We start from the raw sequence: 18,060 nt of genomic DNA, 5'->3' as shown, positions 1-18,060 counted from the left end.
TCTACCGCAGCCGGTAGCGGCGCCGCCTTTCCTCGCGGCGTTCGTCATCATCCATATCTGATAGGCGCCGTCGACCCGCTACTCGAGTGCTGGGGCGGCTAGGAGTTGAGACCTTAGAGTGAGGTTCTTCCACAACAGATATAATCTCTCCTGCCAGCTGATGCCCATTCGAGACATCGATGCGTTGACTATCCCACATGGCCGCCAAGAAATCAGCGCACCACTGCACCAGTGGGAGATCACGCAGGGGTGGATCAGTGAACTTCGGCCCCGCCTTAGGCAGAGGCACCGTAATAGCTTGGGCTGCCGGGCGGTGTGTCGCTCCTGGGTAGAGGCGCTTGAGGCGGAGTTGTTTCGAATCAGCTAACTGCACGGGATGAATTTTGACCCTATTTCCCTGCATGATCATCTCACCGATCCCGAGCGAACGACATATATGGCGTAGGCGCGCCACCGCTATGAGCCGTTTGACCGGATCTGGCAGCGCCCCAAAACGGTCGGTCATCTCTTCCATAACGGCGCCTAAATCCGCTTCATTAGCGCTTGCTGCTAGCGATCGGTAGAGCTCTAATCGCAGCCGCTCCACGTCAATATACTCCTCGGGGATATGAGCATCCACGGGGAGGTCAATGCGAATTTCCTTAGGGCCTTGGTCGGAGGCGTCTACCACCTCTCCGGAGGCTAGAGCTCGATACGCTTCCACAGCTTCGCCTACGAGTCGAATATAAAGGTCGAAACCAACTCCGGCAATATGGCCTGATTGTTCAGCTCCAAGAATATTGCCGGCACCACGCATTTCGAGATCTTTCATAGCCACTGCCATACCAGCTCCCAAATCATTATTTTGGGCGATAGTTGCGAGGCGATCATAGGAGGTCTCGGTCAAGATTGCTCCTTTGGGGTACAAGAAATAGGCATAACCCCGCGATCGTGAACGTCCCACACGTCCACGCAATTGATGGAGCTGCGAAAGGCCCATATGGTGTGCATTTTCTACAATCAAGGTATTGGCATTAGCAATATCGAGCCCAGTTTCTACAATGGTCGTGCATACCAAAACATCGTATTCACGATCCCAAAAACCTTGGACAGTCCGCTCGAGGAGCTCCTCATTCATTTGCCCATGAGCGACCACCACACGAGCTTCTGGAACTAAGTCTCGCAATTCCTGAGCTCGTTTTTCGATATCGGCGACCTTGTTATGCACGAAGAAAATTTGACCATCGCGCAAGAGTTCGCGCCGGATGGCAGCTGCTACTTGTTTGTGCTCATATTGGCCTACGTAGGTCAAAATGGGATAGCGGTCCTGCGGTGGCGTTAAAATCGTCGACATTTCTCGAATGCCCGCCATCGACATTTCGAGGGTGCGTGGGATCGGGGTGGCCGACATCGTCAGCATATCCACGTGCGCCCGCATCGCCTTGATATGTTCTTTGTGTTCCACGCCAAAGCGCTGCTCTTCGTCGACAATAACGAGGCCGAGATTTTTCCACTGCACACCCGTTTGCAGCAGTCGGTGGGTTCCGATGACGATATCGACTCCGCCGTCGGCAAGGCCCTGGATGATCTCGCGCGATTCTGATGCTGAGGTAAATCTCGATAGCCCTCGCACAGTTACGGGAAATCCTGCCATTCGTTCGGCAAAAGTGCTCAGATGTTGTTGGGCAAGCAAGGTTGTGGGAACCAACACAGCCACCTGTTTGCCATCTTGCACCGCCTTGAAGGCCGCGCGTACCGCTACCTCGGTTTTGCCATAGCCGACATCGCCAACAATCACGCGATCCATGGGTACAGCTTTTTCCATGTCGTTCTTCACTGATTCAATGGCGAGTAGCTGATCCTCGGTTTCCGCAAAGGGGAAGTTATCTTCCATTTCACGCTGCCACGGGCTATCGGGGGCGAAAGCATGACCCGGTGATGCCTGGCGTTTGGCGTATAACTCTACAAGCTCGCCAGCGATCTCTCGCACCGCATTGCGTGCTTTTTTCTTGGTATTTTTCCAGTCCGCACCCCCCATCTTCGATAAGCTGGGTTTCTCTCCACCGACGTATTTGCTGAGCAGGTCGAGGGAATCCATGGGAACATAAAGTTGATCGGCTGGCTGCCCGCGTTTCGACGACGCGTATTCGAGCACAATATACTCGCGCCTGGAGGTTTCGTCCCCGACCACCACGGTTCGCTCTGTCATGGTGAGAAATCGACCTATGCCATGAGTTTCGTGAACAACATAATCCCCCACCGTGAGCGCCAGCGGATCCACCCGGTGCCGCTTTTTGGTGCGCTTATGACGTTGACCAGCGATATCACCGACTCTATTACCTGTGAGATCGGTTTCGGTAATCACCACTAACGGTAAAGCCTCAGCATCGCGATGCTTACGCACTCGAGGAAAAACCAAACCAGCATGGCTTAAAGCCTGGTAGAGGGTTATTTCTCCGGGATTCGGTTCCCACCCGGGGCTGGCAACCCTATGAGCAATACCATTCTCTTTAAAGCGGGCGACCATCCGTTTGATCGCCCCTTCTGCTGGTGCAATAAAGGCGGCCCGCCCACCACCAATCGTATGGGCACGTAATTTTGTCATCATCTCGGCGATCTGATCAGCATCGCCGCGCGGGGTTGGACCCTGCTCGAAATTGAGCTCTAGGGTCTGCGTTTCTGCCGCTTCAAACATGCCCTGAGGAGCACATGTCCACCACGCATGTCCAGCTTGATGCGCGGCTATCTCTAGCGCCTCGTAACTGCGGTATGTAGATCCCTCGAGATCGAGCTCCGGCACCGAAATCGGACCATCTGCCCCCATGGCGGCAGCTTCCCAACTGGCGAGGAGAAATTCCTTATCGGTGGATTGCAAATCTGCGATCCTCGATCGCGCTTTCTCGGGGTCTAGAACCACGACGTGGGTGCCTTGGGGCATCATCTCGGCAAGGGTAACCAGAGGCGACTCCACCAGAGCTGGGATCAGAGCTTCCATGCCATCGGAGGGCATCTTATCGGCAATCTTCACAAGGAGATCTTGCAGGATGGGGTGAGATTCAAAGGTCCTGCCAAGTTCCTGGGCTCGCTGGGCAATCTCGTCTGTAATGGGCAATTCCCGGGCAGTGTAGATCTCCAGCGAAGTGATATCGCCATCGAGGTAACTGCGCTGATCTGCTGGAGAAAAGGGTTTCATCTCCGAGATCTCATCACCCCAAAATTCCACGCGCACAGGATTGTCCATGGTGGTGGGAAAAATATCTACGATACCACCGCGTACCGCGAATTCCCCTCGCTTGGCCACCAGGTCAACGGGTGCATACGCACGGAATACTAGACCTTCCACAACCTCATTGAGGTCATATTCTTTTCCACTTTCGAGAATGAGAGCCTCGCGCCCCGCGACGGATCGGACAATCGGCTGGCAAGCACCGCGTGCAGGGGTGACAATGATCTTATAAGTATCGAGGTTCTCGAGCACCTGTGCGCGTCTGCCCGCAACATCACTGGCGGGGCTCAATCTCTCATGAGGGAGAGTTTCCCACGCGGGGAAGAATCCCACTTTGTCACCGTACATGGCCACTAATTCGGCGTGGATATCTTCCGCCTGCCGCCCAGTTGCCGCGATGACGAGGGTAGGAACGTCTTGAGCAATGGTTCCAATCGCCCACGGGCGTGCCTGGGTGATCCCCGTTATGTGCAGGGACTTCTCCCCAATTGATGAACGTAAGCCCTTCAGCTTAGGATCAGTTGCAGCTACTTTGAGTAGGCCGGACAGCATGAGCGGTTGGCTCGACATTAATATTCTCTCCCCTAGATTAAACTCAACCTAGAAGAGTCTAGCCGATCCCTATTGCCTCGATTCTAGAATGCCCAGATGCGGATCTCGCTCAATGCCGGCAAGTCCATTCCAACATAAATTAACAATATGCGCGGCCACGTCTTCCTTGGCAAGAGCGTTGTCGCCGCTACGCTGATCGAGCCACCATTGAGCTGTCATGCTGACCGTTCCAACTAAGGCTTGACCATAGAGTGTGGCTAATTCGGGGTGGAGGTTATTGCGTTCGAAGGCTCGCCCCAGGATATGGGACACTTGGCTGACCGCATCGTTGAGCAACGTCGAATAACTGCGTTGTGAGCCCGGACGCATATCGCGCACGAGGATTTGAAAACCATCGGTCTCAGCGTCTACGTAACTCAGTAGGGCCAAGGTTGCTTGCTCGATGCGTTGGCGAGATGTGCCTGAGGTAAGGGCCTGAGTGATCACCGTCTCCAGCCTCGTCATTTCGCGGTCAATGACAACTGCGTAGAGACCTTCTTTTCCTCCGAAGTGCTCATAGATGACGGGTTTAGAGACCCCGGCGCGCGCCGCTAATTCTTCGACTGCGGTGCCTTCGTAACCGCGCTCGGCGAAAGTACTGCGCCCAACCGCAATGAGTTGTTCTCGGCGTTCTTTTCCGGTCATACGTGTCATGGCAGTCTTTAACCCTTCGAGGATGGGACACCGAAAACAATATCCCCACCCCTGATACTACCAAGGGGTGGGGATAATAATGCTTCCCTGCAAGGACTCGAACCTCGAATGACGGTACCAAAAACCGTAGTGTTGCCGATTACACCACAGGGAAAAATCCAAACAATGTCGCGATTGGACTTCCTCATTATACATAGCTTGAGCCCGGAGTGCCAATTATCTCTCCTGGTTCTTTGAGCAGGGAAAAGTCTCCACTCAGGCACGCAAGCTAGAGCTGAGGTTTTTGGTCAACCGGTAGAGGATCAGCAGAGTGTGAATCTTACCGAAGCCAGTCCGACCCGACTACAGTGGCACCATAGACATATTCGCTATTTTCCTCAAAGGAGTACCTCGAAAGTGAATGCGCATAAAACCGCCGTCATCGTTCTAGCTGCAGGCGCTGGAACTCGAATGAAGTCCAAGCTACAAAAAACGTTGCATACGATTGGCGGGCGCAGCTTACTCAGTCACTCCCTCCACGCCGCTGCTGGAATCGACCCAGATTATATTGTTGCCGTCATTGGCCACTGTCGCGACCAGGTCGGCCCCGCCATTGATGCAATCGGTATCGATGTTGTCCAGGCTATTCAGGAGGAGCAAAAAGGCACCGGGCATGCAGTGCAGTGTGGTTTAGATGCCTTAGATGAGCTGGTGAGCGCAAGTGACATTAGCGCCTTCCAGGGCACCATTGTCGTGACCAATGCCGACGTGCCTCTCCTACGGCCAGAGACGCTCAACGCTCTGGTCAGCGCCCATAATCAGGCTCCTACCGCGGTCACAGTTCTTACCATTGAACAACCCGACCCGACTGGCTACGGCCGGATCGTACGCGATGGCGATGGCAATATCACTGCAATCGTGGAGCAAAAGGACGCCGATCCACATACGCTTGCCATTACTGAGGTGAACTCGGGAGTATTTGCTTTTGATGCTCGTTTGCTTCGTCATGCTCTCGGCAAACTTACAACCCATAACGCCCAGGGCGAACTGTATCTCACTGACGTCTTATCCATTGCTCGATCGCAAGGGCATCCTGTACGCGCCCATCGTGCGGCAGATCCTCAGGAGCTGGTGGGTGTTAATGATCGCGGCCAATTAGCTTATGCTGGCAAGGTATTAAACCGCCGCCTCCTAGCTGCCGCAATGCAGGGTGGGGCAACAATCATTGATCCGGAAACGACGTGGATCGATGTCGACGTGCAATTGGGTCAGGATATTACGATCTATCCTGGGACCCAGCTCCTGGGAAATACTCGAATAGCCGATGATGCGGTGATCGGCCCTGATACCACTGTGCGCGATATGATTATTGGTGAAGGCGCGCACGTGATTCGCACCCACGCCATGGGCTCGGAGATTGGCCCTAACGCCTCAGTGGGGCCTTTCACCTATATTCGCCCTGGCACGTATCTCGGCGCAGGTGGCAAACTGGGCGGCTTCGTGGAAGCAAAAAACGCCACAATCGGACGTGGTTCGAAAGTTCCTCACCTCAGCTATATCGGTGATGCCACGGTCGGTGAAGAATCTAATATCGGAGCTTCCTCTGTTTTTGTCAACTACGACGGCGTCAATAAGCATCACACCACGGTGGGTTCACATGTGCGCACTGGTTCGGACACCATGTTCGTTGCTCCAGTAACCGTGGGCGATGGCGCCTATTCTGGAGCGGGTACGGTCATTCGCGAGGATGTTCCAGCAGGTGCTCTGGTGGTATCGGGAGGCCGACAGCGCACTATTGAAGGCTGGGTAGAAACTCATCGCCCAGGCACCCCAGCAGCTGAGGCAGCTCGGCGGGCACGAGAATCCTCATAATCTCGCGTCAAGCTAAGAAAAGAAGTACTCTAAAAGACGGTAGTGCCAGATTAACCCATAGTTGACACTCACCCACTTTCCTCATCTAATTACTCACCTTAAAGGAAGGTTAGTTCTCGAATGACCGCCACCAAGTGGAGCGAAACCAAGAAGAACCTCATGGTCTTTTCGGGGCGCGCACATCCGCAGCTGGGCGAAGCTGTCGCCCGCGAGTTAGGTATCGAACTCACCCCCATGACCGCCCGCGACTTCGCCAACGGTGAGATCTTCGTTCGTTTCGAAGAATCAGTTCGTGGTTCGGATGCTTTTGTTATCCAGGCCCACAATCAACCACTGAATAAGTGGCTCATGGAGCAGCTCATTATGATCGACGCCCTCAAGCGTGGATCAGCCAAACGCATTACGGCAATTGTGCCCTTTTATCCTTATGCCCGGCAGGATAAGAAGCACCGCGGCCGTGAGCCCATTTCGGCCCGTCTCATCGCTGACCTCCTCAAGACCGCTGGTGCCGACCGCATCGTTTCGGTGGATCTACACACCGATCAGATCCAAGGTTTCTTCGACGGTCCGGTCGATCATATGCATGCAATGCCTATTCTCACGGACTATATCAAGTCGAAATACTCCCTTGAGAATATCGTGGTGGTCTCTCCCGACGCTGGTCGAGTGAAAGTCGCTGAAAAGTGGGCTAACACCCTTGGTGGAGCACCTTTGGCCTTCGTTCATAAGACCCGCTCGACTGAGGTGGCCAATGAGGTTGTATCTAACCGGGTGGTTGGCGAAGTTGCTGGACGGACCGCGGTACTACTGGACGATATGATTGACACTGGTGGAACAATCGCTGGAGCCGTAGGCGTTTTGCGCGATGCCGGCGCTAAAGACGTTATTATAGCCTGCACGCACGGCGTATTCTCTGGCCCGGCTCGCGAACGGCTATCGAAGTGCGGTGCTCGAGAGGTCATTACCACCGACACGCTGCCGCAAAATCATCAAGATTGGGACAATCTCACGGTTTTATCTATTGCCCCACTGCTGGCACGTACCATCAATGAAATTTTCGAGAATGGCTCGGTTACCGACCTCTTCGAGGGCGAGGCTTAGCCACGCCGATATTTAGACTGGCCACGAGCGTTGATGCTCGTGGCCAGTTCTGTTGAGAGAGTATATTTTCTATGTTAAGATTTTCTAGTCTCGGCGAGGGCGAGCTCGAGGATTCTTCTTTGAGTGCGCCGTTATCGACGCGATAGATATCTTCATATTGCCATAGTGTGGCCTTGCGAAGACTCGACGATGACAATTTTCTGTTTCTATCGAGACCGCAGGGCCTTTGTTTTGCCCTGGGTCGCATTTAGTACTTGAAGGAGTACACCATGGCACAAGATACTTTGGTTCTTAGCGCTACCCCTCGCCAGGAGTTCGGCAAGGGTGTTGCTCGCCGTCTGCGCGCTGCAGGCCGCGTTCCCGGCGTTATTTATGGCCAGACCCTGGATAACCCCGTTCACTTCTCCGCTGATCTTCTCGAGATCCACGCAGTTTTGCGTAACTACGGCTCCAACGCCGTTTTCGAGCTCGATATCGAGGGCGACAGCCACATGGTCATGATTAAGCACGTCGACCAAAACGTGTTGACCTTCAACGCCGATCATATCGATCTGCTCGCTATTAAGCGCGGCGAGAAGGTAGAGGTTGAAGTACCTGTGGTATTCGAGGGCGAGACCGAGCCTGGTACTCAGTTGGTTCAGGATATCGATACCATCCTGGTCGAAGCCGATGTATTCTCTATTCCGGAAGAGATCATCCACAATATCGAAGGCCTCAATGCCGACGATAAGGTTTTGGCTTCGGATATCGAGTTGCCTGCTAAGACCACCTTGATCCTCGATCCAGAAACCGTTATCGCTTCCGTTTCCTACGAGGAGCTCAACGAGGAAGAGGTTGACGAGGACGCTGAAGAAGCGGCTGAGGCATCCGAGGGTGACGCTGAGGAAGCCGAGTCTGAAGAATAATCAACACTTAAAATGCTGGGGTCCCCTCCTCGAGGGGACCCTGGCATTTTGCTTATCAAGGATCGATGATGACTTTTCTGATTTTTGGATTAGGTAATCCAGGCCCCAGTTATGCCAAAACACGCCACAATATTGGGCGCATGGCTCTTGATGAACTGCTCGAACGTACCGGGGAAACCCTTAAACAACATACTCGGACTCGCACTCAGGTAGCGGAAACTCATATCGCTTCCCACCGGGTTATCTTGTCACAGGGGCGGTCATATATGAATGAATCAGGAATACCTGTCCGAGCGCTCGCGGACTTTTATAAGATTGATCCCTCTAGAATGCTGATACTCTTCGACGACCTTGAGTTGGAGTTCGGCCATACTGCACTCCGGCATCACGGTGGCGATCACGGACATAAAGGTCTGCGCTCAATAACGCGGAGTGCAGGTAAGGATTATATTCGCTGTGCCCTGGGTATAGGACGGCCACCCGGCCGAATGGATGTCTCCAGTTTTGTACTCAAACCCTTTTCTAAAAAAGAGCAGGGATCTCTGCCGGTAATATGTGCCGATATGGCCGACGAGATCGAACGCTATATCGCTACCACTTCCTAGCTTTTACCAGAGCGGCTTTCAGTGCGTTATCGTCGAGCTTTAGTGCCCCCGCTCGCCGCAAACGGTGCATGACCGTGGGGCACTTTTTGCACCGCGGATGCGAGCGGCAGCACTTTTTCTTAGGAGATCCCTTGGCTATGCTGTCACGCAGTTCGCGCGTGGAGGTGGGTGAGGATACCGCTGAGGGATGAATGTCGGACTCAGCTAGAGCTTGGGCAAAGGCGTCGTCGATGATCTTCCGCGCTCTCAGTTGCGTTGTCACCTTAGGCTGATAGCTGCTTAAGCGCGAGGAAGAAGAACTCATAGTACTACGAAGATAGCACAGCCTAAGCTGGCTAGGAAGTTCTCAGCTCTCGAACAGTTCTTGAATAATCTTGCGCGCTCGCTTGCGTTTAATATGATCCAGATCGGCGCCGACGAGGCAATAAGCGAACTCCTTAGTTTCCGCTATCCCCTTGACGGTTGCGGTCATAAAAGCTAATTCGGGATAGCTAAAGGGAAGGTCTGCATTATTTTCGCTCCAGGAACTCGGGATCCCCCTGGCATAGCGTCCACTGAAGGCGCGAGAAACTACTGTAGACGAAGAGTTTTTGATGAGCTTACGGTTGAACTTTGAGGTGCCCGCTTCCTTGGACCGCAAAAAGATGGAGCCGGAACACACTGCATGGACTTGTTTGATCTCAAGCATCGCCTCTACTTGACGGGCGGTTCGTACTCCGCCTGCTGCAATAAGCGGGGTTTCGGTGTGTTCAGAGACTTCTTGGACTAAGAGGTAGGTGGGGATTTGATTGGGTTCAATTTTTGGATCGAAACTGAGGCGATGCCCTCCGGCATCATAACCTTGAACTATGAGGGCATCTGCGCCGGCTTTTTCGGCTATGTGGGCTTCTTGCGCATTAGTTACACTCACCCAAGCCTCTATCCCTTGAGTGTGCAGCTTCTTAATTTCCTTAGAGCTAAAACAACCGAAACTGGAAGAAACGACCGTAGGTTTTAATTCGAGAACCGATTGAAATTTTTTGCTAAATCCGAAGCTGTAATCAGCCGAAGGCACCATATAGGGGTGCTTGAGATTCTCGTCGCTTACAGCACGGTCAAGCTTTTCGTAGACCTCGAAGATATCCTGCTTTTTGGGTTTCTTCAGTTGAGGGTAGTAAAGGTTGACCCCATAGGGAACATGAACAGCATCCATTTCTTGAATTAGATGTTTTGGTTTCGAGGTGCCACCCGCGAGGAATCCGAAGCCGCCGGCCTCACCCACGGCATTGACGAGATCAGGGGTCGATGGTCCGCCAGCCATGGGAGCCGCGATGATCGGGTACCTCAGCGACTTCAAGACGCTCATGTGCACCATCCTTGAGAATATGAGACTATTTGTCTATGTTTTGGCAGAAATGTGCATCTTTCTTTTCCTCACCCTATATACCCCTCCAATCCGCTGAGTGGCTGATCATCGGTCTGGGAAATCCCGGAGAACAATACACCAAGACCCGCCATAACGTCGGCTATAGGGCTCTAGATATATTACTGAAAGAAAGCGGCCGCACACTGTCTCCTGTCAAAGGAATGCCAGTGTTACTAGCATTTGCCGAGATTGATAATAGCCCGTGCGTTCTCGCCCGTTCAACTGAGTTCATGAACAACTCAGGCAAGAGTGTGGCAGCAGTTGCAGAGACGCTCAATATTGCCGCGGATCATATTATTGTTATCCACGATGAACTGGATCTTCCCGAGTTTAAAGTGCGCCTAAAGTTGGGCGGTAATGAGAATGGTCACAATGGGCTGAAATCGATCACAGCCCATCTTGGTACCCGCGATTACCTCCGCATTCGGATGGGAATTTCCCGCCCTCAGAAGGGTACTAATATTGCCAATTATGTCCTTTCCGATATACCTGAAAGTACGGAGCTCTCAGCCAGCATAAATACTGCAGCCCGCGCCGCGGAGCTGATAGTCACATCGGGCTTAGCACGGGCTCAAAATCAGATTCACTAATTGATAAACCGAGCGACGCCGAAAGCGGCGAAGCCCATAATGAGACTCATCATCCCGATACCTAGTGCAACCCCCTCGCCCATTCGCGAATTTTCGCGGGCGTTCGTAGCCTCAACCTGCGCTTGAGCAGGCACCGGTTGCAAGCTCGCATTGGGAACGGAAGGGGGTGGAGAGGAGGCTACCGGGGGAGCGCTTAAGGCGGGACTAAAGGGCGACTGCTGGATCGGTGTTGTTTGTCGCCTAACAATCACAGGCAGCTGTGAGGAGGCGCTTCGCGGTTGCACAGGAACGAACGTTTCCGCTGGTGCCTGTAGAGACTCTGGTGCCTGTAGAGATTGGGGACTCTCGGACTCTGTGCTTTTTTGGCGCGGTTCTAGGTTGTCTAAAGACTTGCCAAGCTTAACAACCTCGGAGTCGAGTTTTTTAAACTCACGGACCAGCACCCTGGGCAATTGACCAATGGAGCTGGCCGTACGAGATTGTCTGGGGCCACAGTTGGCGTCGTTCTGAGGTTGGTACACCTGCTGCTCGATGAATTGATAGTCCTGAGCGGTTATCAGGTCATCGATTGTCTCCTCACCCACCACAAAGTTCACCGTATAATCCGAGGCAATCACCGGATTATGGGCAAAATTGCCACCAAAGGCGAATTTGGTTGTATAGATCCCTGGCTGTGTAAAGATAATGCCGCTATGAACGTGGGCGTGAGCTGGGAAATCCCACACCTTTGATGCGTCGGCGGAATCGAGCAATACATCCGCTTGGGAAAAGAGAGAATTCTGTTGCTTCCAAAATACTACGCGTCCGTCTTCCGGGCTTTCGAGGAGATCCATGCTCAGAGGTAGCGACGTCGCACCACCAAGCTGCTCACTGGTTATACCCAGAGTGGAAAAACCGACCCAGGGCACGTGGGTGCCGCAGGTGGTTATTTGCACCTCAGGAAGATTCCAGATCTCATCCTCACCGTTTGGCGTTATCCCTGCGCGGTCAGGGCCGAGATCTGGTTCCAGTCGTGCAGATGTCAGGCGAGCATCGTCCCCGACGAGAATAAAAACGGTTTCGCTTTCCCGCATCGGCGAAAGCCCACGGGAGTCGAAGGATCCATCATCACGCATGAGAAAGTTGATGCGTTGATCCTCACCGAGGAAAAGGTGCATATCTTGGTGATTTTCGCGCACCAAGTAGCGTTGGATACCACTACTTTCCTCCGCGGCAACTACCGCTGGTGGAAAAGCAACAGTTGCCATCCCCAACGGCATAAAGGCCAAGCTGACACTTAAGGCAAGGGCGTATTTTCTCATGATTTTTTGCGTCCTATCAGCCCCTGCGTGGGACTAAAGATCCAAGCGAAAAGGAAAATGGAAGTTAGTACCAACACGATGGTAGCACCGGTAGGCAGATCAATTGCCCAAGAAAGGTATACCCCCGCGATAGCTCCGATGACCCCAACCAGAGCCGCTATGAGCATCGTCATCTTCAGGTTATCGCTCAGCAGACGGGCCGTGGCGGCGGGGGTTATCAAAAGAGCTAGAACTAAAATATTACCGATGGTGCGCACACTCATCACCACCGCAGCTGTGACTGCCATATAGATAACCAGGTCAAGGAAGAATACCGGTAAATTCATAGCGCGTGCGGTCTCACGGTCCAAAGCTACCGCAGTTAATTGGGGAAGAAGTAAAAAGACTGCGGCGATTATAAGCGTGCCAGCGATGGCGGCAAAACCAATATCGGCGTCTGATACCCCAGTAATGGAGCCGAAAAGAAAGTTATTCAAGCTAGCTGTATACCCCTCGGTTCGCGAGATGACAACGAGGCCAAGGGCGAACGCTGCAGCGAAGAAGATTCCTATAACCGCATCCTCTCGAATTCGACGTCGCTGAGAAAAGACAGCTATGAGCAGAGCAACCGACGCTCCCGCTACCGCACCCCCGGCGAGCACTGATACCTGTAATGCAAAAGCAATGGCCAGTCCGGGAAAAACTGCGTGGGCCACAGCATCACCGATAAAGGACATACCGCGCAGAACCACGAAGGTGCCGATAATAGCGCACACGATTGCTGATATCACCGAGATCAGCAAAGCGCGGGGCAAAAATGCTAGAGAGGGGTTTGCGAGATCGTGGAGGAAGTCGACAAAGGAAATATCAATCATTGTATATGGGCTCCTACCAGGGTGAGCAGCGGCGAGGTCTCCCCCACTTGAAAAGTATCCATCCACACGTGCGGGTCACTCAGCTCTCGAGGGCTTCCATCTGCACGGATTGCTCCTCGAAAGAGCACCAGACGAGAACAGGAGTTAAGTGCCTCCCCAAGATCATGGGTGCACATGACAATAGAGATTCCTTGCTGGGCTAATTCCACAAAGAGTTGCGTCAACCCCTCCGCGGTGGGCATATCGAGGCCAGTAAAAGGTTCATCGAGAAGTAATAATCGCGGATGAGTAGACAGTGCCCGGGCAACAAGCACGCGTTGCCGCTGACCGCCGGAGAGTTGGCCAATCGGGCGGTCTGCGAGTCCGTCGAGGCCTACTCGCTTGAGTGCCTGGTCACACGCTGCTCGGTCGGCGGCACGTTTTTTTATGAGGACTCCATTGATCCCAATGCGGCCATTGATCACGCAATCGCGAATACTGATGGGGAAATCCCACGCAAATTCGTGGCGTTGTGGCACATACCCGGTGAGCTGCCGCATCTTTTTTAGTTGCGTTTCCCCGGCTATGCTAACCGTGCCTGTAGACGGCACCAGTCCTAGAATGGCCCGCAAAAGGGTCGTTTTGCCGGCCCCGTTGGGCCCCAGCAATCCCAGAAATTCTCCTTGATTGACGCTGAGATCCACGCCTTGAAAGATTCGCCGACCTGAGAGGTGAACTCCCAGATTGCGGGCGCGCAAAATTTCCACTAGTTCTGCTCAGCTCCTCTCTTATTAGAGCCAAGGACGAGTCGTACTACTGCAATAATGCTCACGATAACGAGAAGCGCCACGAGTGCGATGATCGACCACAGCACCCACTGGCTTTCGCCCTCGGCGCTTGACGCGGGGCCAGGCGTGACAGTGTCGTCATCGTCAGCAAGGAATTCTCCATCCCATGTGACTGCCTGGGCTGCGGGGAGGTCGGCCTCTTCACCGACGGCGAAAACCAGAGTCTTAATCGACTCGTGAGTGCTGCCATCATTAAACTCAGTGCTGAACTTTAGTGCTACCTGCTGGATTCCAGGCTCAGTGAATACCCAGTTTGCATGCGTGTGGGTATTGAGATCGATCCAAATTTTTTGGGCTTTCTGCTGCGCGGAGTTAAAGAGTACTTGCGGCGCTTCGAAGCCACCATTTTGTAAGAAGAGGGTAAATTCTCCAGGACCCTCGTGCCCGAGGAAAGTCATATTCATGCCGCGCGTTGCTTTATCAACGAAAAGAGGCGATTGGGTAGACCACCCTAACCACGGCACTCCTACTTCCTCCACCTGCGGGGCGACCCATACCTTTGCGCCAGGTTTAGCACCGATAAAAGCAAATTCTTCAGTGTCGGGAATTTGCTGAACAGCTTTATTATCCAAAACGAAGATCATATCGTCGACGCTGCGCCACACGGGAGGCACCTGCCTGTCATCGCGAATGAGTACATCGAATCCCGATCCATCAGTTTTCACCAGCGGAGCGATATCAGCATGCCCACCGAAGAACTCGGTGAGTTCGCCTTCGGGTGCAATCGGCTCATCCGCGCTAATAACTTGGTTCAGATCGCCGGCAGTGCTGATACTTGGGGTGATGCACAGACCCAGGCATAGTGATGCGGTCAGTGCAGCAACCTTCTCTTTGAACATATTTTCTCCTTAAATTACTTTTAAGTGCGCTTATTTTTGCTATCCCAGACACCGACGGAGTTCTTCGACATTGCTCCGCATGAGGTCAATATAGTTCGTCGCGGTGGAGTCAAGGGTATCGCCACGTATAGTGCACACAGCGATATCCAAGGTGGCAGCGGTTTCGGTCAGTACACCTGAGCGGCCAGCTAGTTTTGGTTCCAGGAAAACCGCTGGCACCTGTAAATTCTCCAATGTGCGCGTTAAGGCGATCACATCTCGGGGGCTCGCTTCAACGGCTGGGTTAGGGGTCACGAAGCCCGCGATATTGAGATCATAGTCGTGGCCTAAATATCCGTAGGCGTCGTGCGTGGTTACTAAATGGCGTCGGTGTGGCGAAATTGTACTCAAAGAAGCCCTCATCCATTGGTCTAACTCCTGGAGTGAGTCCACATATCGGTCAGCGTTGTCTCGGTAGATATCTCGTCCACCCGGGTCTATAGCTGTTAATTCGTCTTGGATTACGCGAACCATGGCAATGGCATTGGCGACACTGTGCCAGACATGGGGGTCAACCTCCCCGTGGACGTGCTTACCCAAGACCGCTTGTGGCAGTAGATAAGTTTCTTCGCCGGCGGTTCCTAGGAAACGGAAGGTTGGGTCACCAGGAATTTGTTGCAAAACGGATGATGGGACAGCCACGACCGAACGCTCGGGGTCGTAATCATAATCTGTTTGAATCCCTTCCGGGGCATCACCGCGAATGGTCATTCGGGCTTGATCCAGGTCAGCGGTGAGGTCCATATGTCCGTGATCTAGAACCACCGGATGAGCTATACCCGGAGTGCTGTGGGGATCAACCCCCACGGCGAAAGTCACCGTTGAGGTGCCAACTGGAATGGAAGACTCAGCGGTGTTGAGGGTGGCAGAAAAATTCAGCCGGTAGTATCCCGGCTTTGAAAACGCCCAGGACACATGGGTGTGGGCGTCGACAGGTAAAGTAGCTTGATCGGCGGCGTCGATTCCATCGCGGGTATTAAATAGGATCTCTGGAGTGCCGAAGGTACTAGTGATATAGGCTGCTGCGTGACCTGGACCTTCAGCCGCTGAGAGGGCAATATCTACGCCGGAATTGCGGCTCGCACCGAGAGCTTGCCCCTGGCCACCAATGCGCATCCCGAACCACACCGTATCAAGGGCAATATTTTCAACCAGGGGAAGCAATTCCCCGCCATGTCGTGGCGCTTGCTCGGCGAGCTCTACGAAAGGCACGCCCACACGTTTGACGTGCTGAGCCGTGGTCAGGAGAGAGTGCTGTTCGAGGAGGAGCCCATTGGCAAAAACGATATCAGCGTTGGCTATATTGCGAATATTGCGCAAACCCGGCTCATAATTGTGAGGATCGGCGCCGAGGGGCATCAGGGAGATAACCCGAGCACGATCACCTGCGACTTGAGAAACCAGATCCGCGATAATAGGTGTGGTTGATACGGCATCAACGGTCGAGTCGTTAGTGGTGGGTACTTGAGCATTATCAGACGCACACCCAGTGATCATCAGGGAGCCTGCTATTGCTACCAGTATTGTATGAACAAGGTTCCGCGAAAATCTTGTCATTTCGGTGCTACCGCCGATCGTGCACGTGACCTCATCATTGCATTGATCAATACGGTGCTGCCGGCACCCAATACGAAAAGACCGAGGCCGAAAATGACGAACGGGAGTACCCCGATGATTTTTTCTGCCAAGGATTTGCTCTCTGCGGCGTTCTGGTGTTGGACCTCGCCGAAATAATCTGGAATATTTCCAGTCTCCCCTGGTGCACCATTGGATACGTCACTTGGTATCGCTGGCGCTTGGGGCACGGGCGCGATTGCTTGCGCTTGAGAGATCCCCGGATCGCACTGCCCGCCTGCGGGGTTGATCACACTTCCTATGTCAAAATGCCCCGACTGATCACCATGACCTACATTGAAGACAAGAGTACCTGTACCTTGTGCTTGCTCCCCCGTAGTCAAGGTCACTGATTGCCGGATCGACACATAGTAGGTACCAGGGGCTCCAAATACCCAGTTGGGATGGACATGGGAATTGCGCGGAATTTCGTGTACCCCAGACGCCTGGTTATTCGCTCCTCTAAACCATTCTTCCCCCACCACGGTGCCGAGTGATCCCTGGCTGTAGACCACCATGGGGCCAGGACCGCGGAAGCCTACAAGTTCCCACACCACGGATCCTTGAGTATGCTCCAGCATGGTGGGATGTTGGTTATTCGAACCCACCCATGGGACATGGGGCTCCTGGGTGGATCCGATCATCCAAACTTTTCCTCGCGGTACGGGGCCTATACTAAGAGGTAGATCTTTAATAGCCGCTGACCCCAAGTGAAACTGCAGGTCATTGAAATTCACCCAGCGAGCTGGAGAGGTGGTGTCATCTTTAATCTGCGGAATCACCGTGGGTTCGCACGTCCCGGGTTGAGGTACGTGAGCCTGCGGCGCTAAAGGTGCAGGCACCGATTGGATTTGGGGGCGTGCTGGCTGAGGTCGGGATTGCTGCTGTATAGGGGCACTTTGGTTGCGCGAGGGTGATGGAGTGCGGCTGTTGTCTTGATGGGTAAGATCTGAGCTATCGTCCTGCGAGCGCCCGAGGGCAGCGGTGTCCCCCACTTTCCACGTATAGAGAGCGCGGTTTGAACTGACCCCGTTGCCGCTGGCCACGACTTCGAATTGGTAACTGCCTGCTTGGGTGAATGCCCAATTGACGTGGCGATGCGCTGGGTAGCGTTGGTCAACAGTACTACCTGAGGTGAGCTCGAAGCCGCCGTCACTGGTCACAGCAGCTAGTTCCCCGCCGATGCGATCTTCGAAGAGATAGACCGACCCTGGGCCCGAAACTGATTCGAAGGTAAGAGTTATCTCAGAAAACCCACCGGTCCGCACTCCCAGGGTGTCCCATCCAGGCCATAGAATTCCGGGCTGCTGTGATTGTGGGAGAAAATAACTGGCTTGTCCGATTTCCGACACCCGTGCTGTTTCTTGAGAATAAGCATTCTCGCCGACAATCAGGGTGATGTCTTCTGCTCGTCTGATCACCCCAGTGCCAGTGATGTCTTCTTTTACCGCCAAATCAAGTCCACCGTCTTGAGCTCGAACAGTGAAAAGATCCACGTGCCCGCTGCTCAATTCAATTCCCTGAGCTTGGGCTGGGGCGGTTATGAGAATAACCGAAATAAGGATGCTGCCTAGTAGTGCAGCTAATCGGCGCGTAGCAATCTGAGACATGAGACCTTCACAAAATTGAGAAACGAAAAAATCGCAGGGTGCGGGAATCCCGACACTCACGTAGAGTGT

Annotated in this window: 15 protein-coding genes; 5 read left to right on the top strand and 10 right to left on the bottom strand. The window is 53.5% G+C overall.

The window, feature by feature from the left end; genetic code table 11:
- Nucleotide 1: 1 nt before the first annotated feature.
- Together mfd and N7326_RS04730 are read right to left on the bottom strand one after the other, a co-directional pair.
- Nucleotides 2-3,775: a transcription-repair coupling factor gene (mfd, locus tag N7326_RS04735; RefSeq protein ID WP_263088248.1), complete on the bottom strand. Its 3,774-nt coding sequence runs from the start codon at nucleotides 3,773-3,775 to the stop codon at nucleotides 2-4.
- 51 nt (nucleotides 3,776-3,826) lie between these two features.
- Entirely contained in the window at nucleotides 3,827-4,441 is a 615-nt protein-coding gene (locus tag N7326_RS04730; RefSeq protein WP_259078451.1) for a TetR/AcrR family transcriptional regulator, read from the bottom strand.
- A 405-nt stretch (nucleotides 4,442-4,846) separates the two neighbouring features.
- On the opposite strand from N7326_RS04730, the gene glmU reads away from it, so the two are divergent.
- From glmU to pth (N7326_RS04710), 4 genes are all read left to right on the top strand, one after another.
- A complete protein-coding gene (glmU, locus tag N7326_RS04725; RefSeq protein WP_263088247.1) occupies nucleotides 4,847-6,301 on the top strand; it encodes a bifunctional UDP-N-acetylglucosamine diphosphorylase/glucosamine-1-phosphate N-acetyltransferase GlmU in 1,455 nt (484 codons plus the stop codon).
- A gap of 120 nt (nucleotides 6,302-6,421) precedes the next feature.
- The gene (locus N7326_RS04720; protein WP_259078248.1) at nucleotides 6,422-7,402 is read left to right on the top strand and encodes a ribose-phosphate diphosphokinase; all 981 of its coding nucleotides are present in this window, start codon (nucleotides 6,422-6,424) and stop codon (nucleotides 7,400-7,402) included.
- A 269-nt stretch (nucleotides 7,403-7,671) separates the two neighbouring features.
- Nucleotides 7,672-8,307: a 50S ribosomal protein L25/general stress protein Ctc gene (locus N7326_RS04715; protein WP_259078249.1), complete on the top strand. Its 636-nt coding sequence runs from the start codon at nucleotides 7,672-7,674 to the stop codon at nucleotides 8,305-8,307.
- 65 nt (nucleotides 8,308-8,372) lie between these two features.
- Nucleotides 8,373-8,912: an aminoacyl-tRNA hydrolase gene (gene pth / locus N7326_RS04710; RefSeq protein WP_411512291.1), complete on the top strand. Its 540-nt coding sequence runs from the start codon at nucleotides 8,373-8,375 to the stop codon at nucleotides 8,910-8,912.
- On the opposite strand, the gene N7326_RS04705 is transcribed toward pth (N7326_RS04710), so the two are convergent.
- Complete coding sequence (locus N7326_RS04705) at nucleotides 8,899-9,216, bottom strand: hypothetical protein (protein ID WP_259078461.1); 318 nt, start codon at nucleotides 9,214-9,216, stop codon at nucleotides 8,899-8,901. The two genes, pth (N7326_RS04710) and N7326_RS04705, sit on opposite strands and share 14 nt — an antisense overlap.
- Nucleotides 9,217-9,258: 42 nt before the next feature.
- Entirely contained in the window at nucleotides 9,259-10,257 is a 999-nt protein-coding gene (locus N7326_RS04700) for a nitronate monooxygenase (protein ID WP_259078251.1), read from the bottom strand.
- Nucleotides 10,258-10,292: 35 nt separating this feature from the next.
- On the opposite strand from N7326_RS04700, the gene pth (N7326_RS04695) reads away from it, so the two are divergent.
- On the top strand, nucleotides 10,293-10,907 hold the full coding sequence (gene pth / locus N7326_RS04695; protein ID WP_259078253.1) for an aminoacyl-tRNA hydrolase: 615 nt from the start codon (nucleotides 10,293-10,295) through the stop codon (nucleotides 10,905-10,907).
- On the opposite strand, the gene N7326_RS04690 is transcribed toward pth (N7326_RS04695), so the two are convergent.
- Genes N7326_RS04690 through N7326_RS04665 form a run of 6 tightly spaced genes read right to left on the bottom strand, consistent with a single transcriptional unit; the run spans nucleotide 10,904 to nucleotide 17,991 of the window.
- Nucleotides 10,904-12,208, bottom strand: a complete 1,305-nt coding sequence (locus tag N7326_RS04690) for a choice-of-anchor M domain-containing protein (protein WP_259078259.1) — start codon at nucleotides 12,206-12,208, stop codon at nucleotides 10,904-10,906. The genes pth (N7326_RS04695) and N7326_RS04690 overlap by 4 nt on opposite strands.
- The gene (locus N7326_RS04685; protein WP_259078262.1) at nucleotides 12,205-13,062 is read right to left on the bottom strand and encodes an anchored repeat-type ABC transporter permease subunit; all 858 of its coding nucleotides are present in this window, start codon (nucleotides 13,060-13,062) and stop codon (nucleotides 12,205-12,207) included. Before N7326_RS04685 ends, N7326_RS04690 begins: the two co-directional genes overlap by 4 nt.
- Entirely contained in the window at nucleotides 13,059-13,808 is a 750-nt protein-coding gene (locus N7326_RS04680) for an anchored repeat-type ABC transporter ATP-binding subunit (protein WP_259078263.1), read from the bottom strand. Before N7326_RS04680 ends, N7326_RS04685 begins: the two co-directional genes overlap by 4 nt.
- Nucleotides 13,808-14,728, bottom strand: coding sequence for a choice-of-anchor M domain-containing protein (locus tag N7326_RS04675; RefSeq protein WP_259078265.1), 921 nt, complete (start codon nucleotides 14,726-14,728; stop codon nucleotides 13,808-13,810). The genes N7326_RS04680 and N7326_RS04675 overlap by 1 nt, the downstream gene beginning before the upstream one ends.
- A 39-nt stretch (nucleotides 14,729-14,767) precedes the next feature.
- Nucleotides 14,768-16,324, bottom strand: coding sequence for an anchored repeat ABC transporter, substrate-binding protein (locus N7326_RS04670; protein WP_396124925.1), 1,557 nt, complete (start codon nucleotides 16,322-16,324; stop codon nucleotides 14,768-14,770).
- Nucleotides 16,321-17,991, bottom strand: coding sequence for a choice-of-anchor M domain-containing protein (locus N7326_RS04665; RefSeq protein ID WP_259078269.1), 1,671 nt, complete (start codon nucleotides 17,989-17,991; stop codon nucleotides 16,321-16,323). The genes N7326_RS04670 and N7326_RS04665 overlap by 4 nt, the downstream gene beginning before the upstream one ends.
- Between the last annotated feature and the right edge of the window lie 69 nt (nucleotides 17,992-18,060).

The sequence above is a fragment of the Corynebacterium sp. ES2794-CONJ1 genome (assembly GCF_025660615.1).
Taxonomy (GTDB): domain Bacteria; phylum Actinomycetota; class Actinomycetes; order Mycobacteriales; family Mycobacteriaceae; genus Corynebacterium.
Note: the sequence above shows the minus strand (reverse complement) of the source record. Positions and strands in the feature narration are given on the sequence as shown.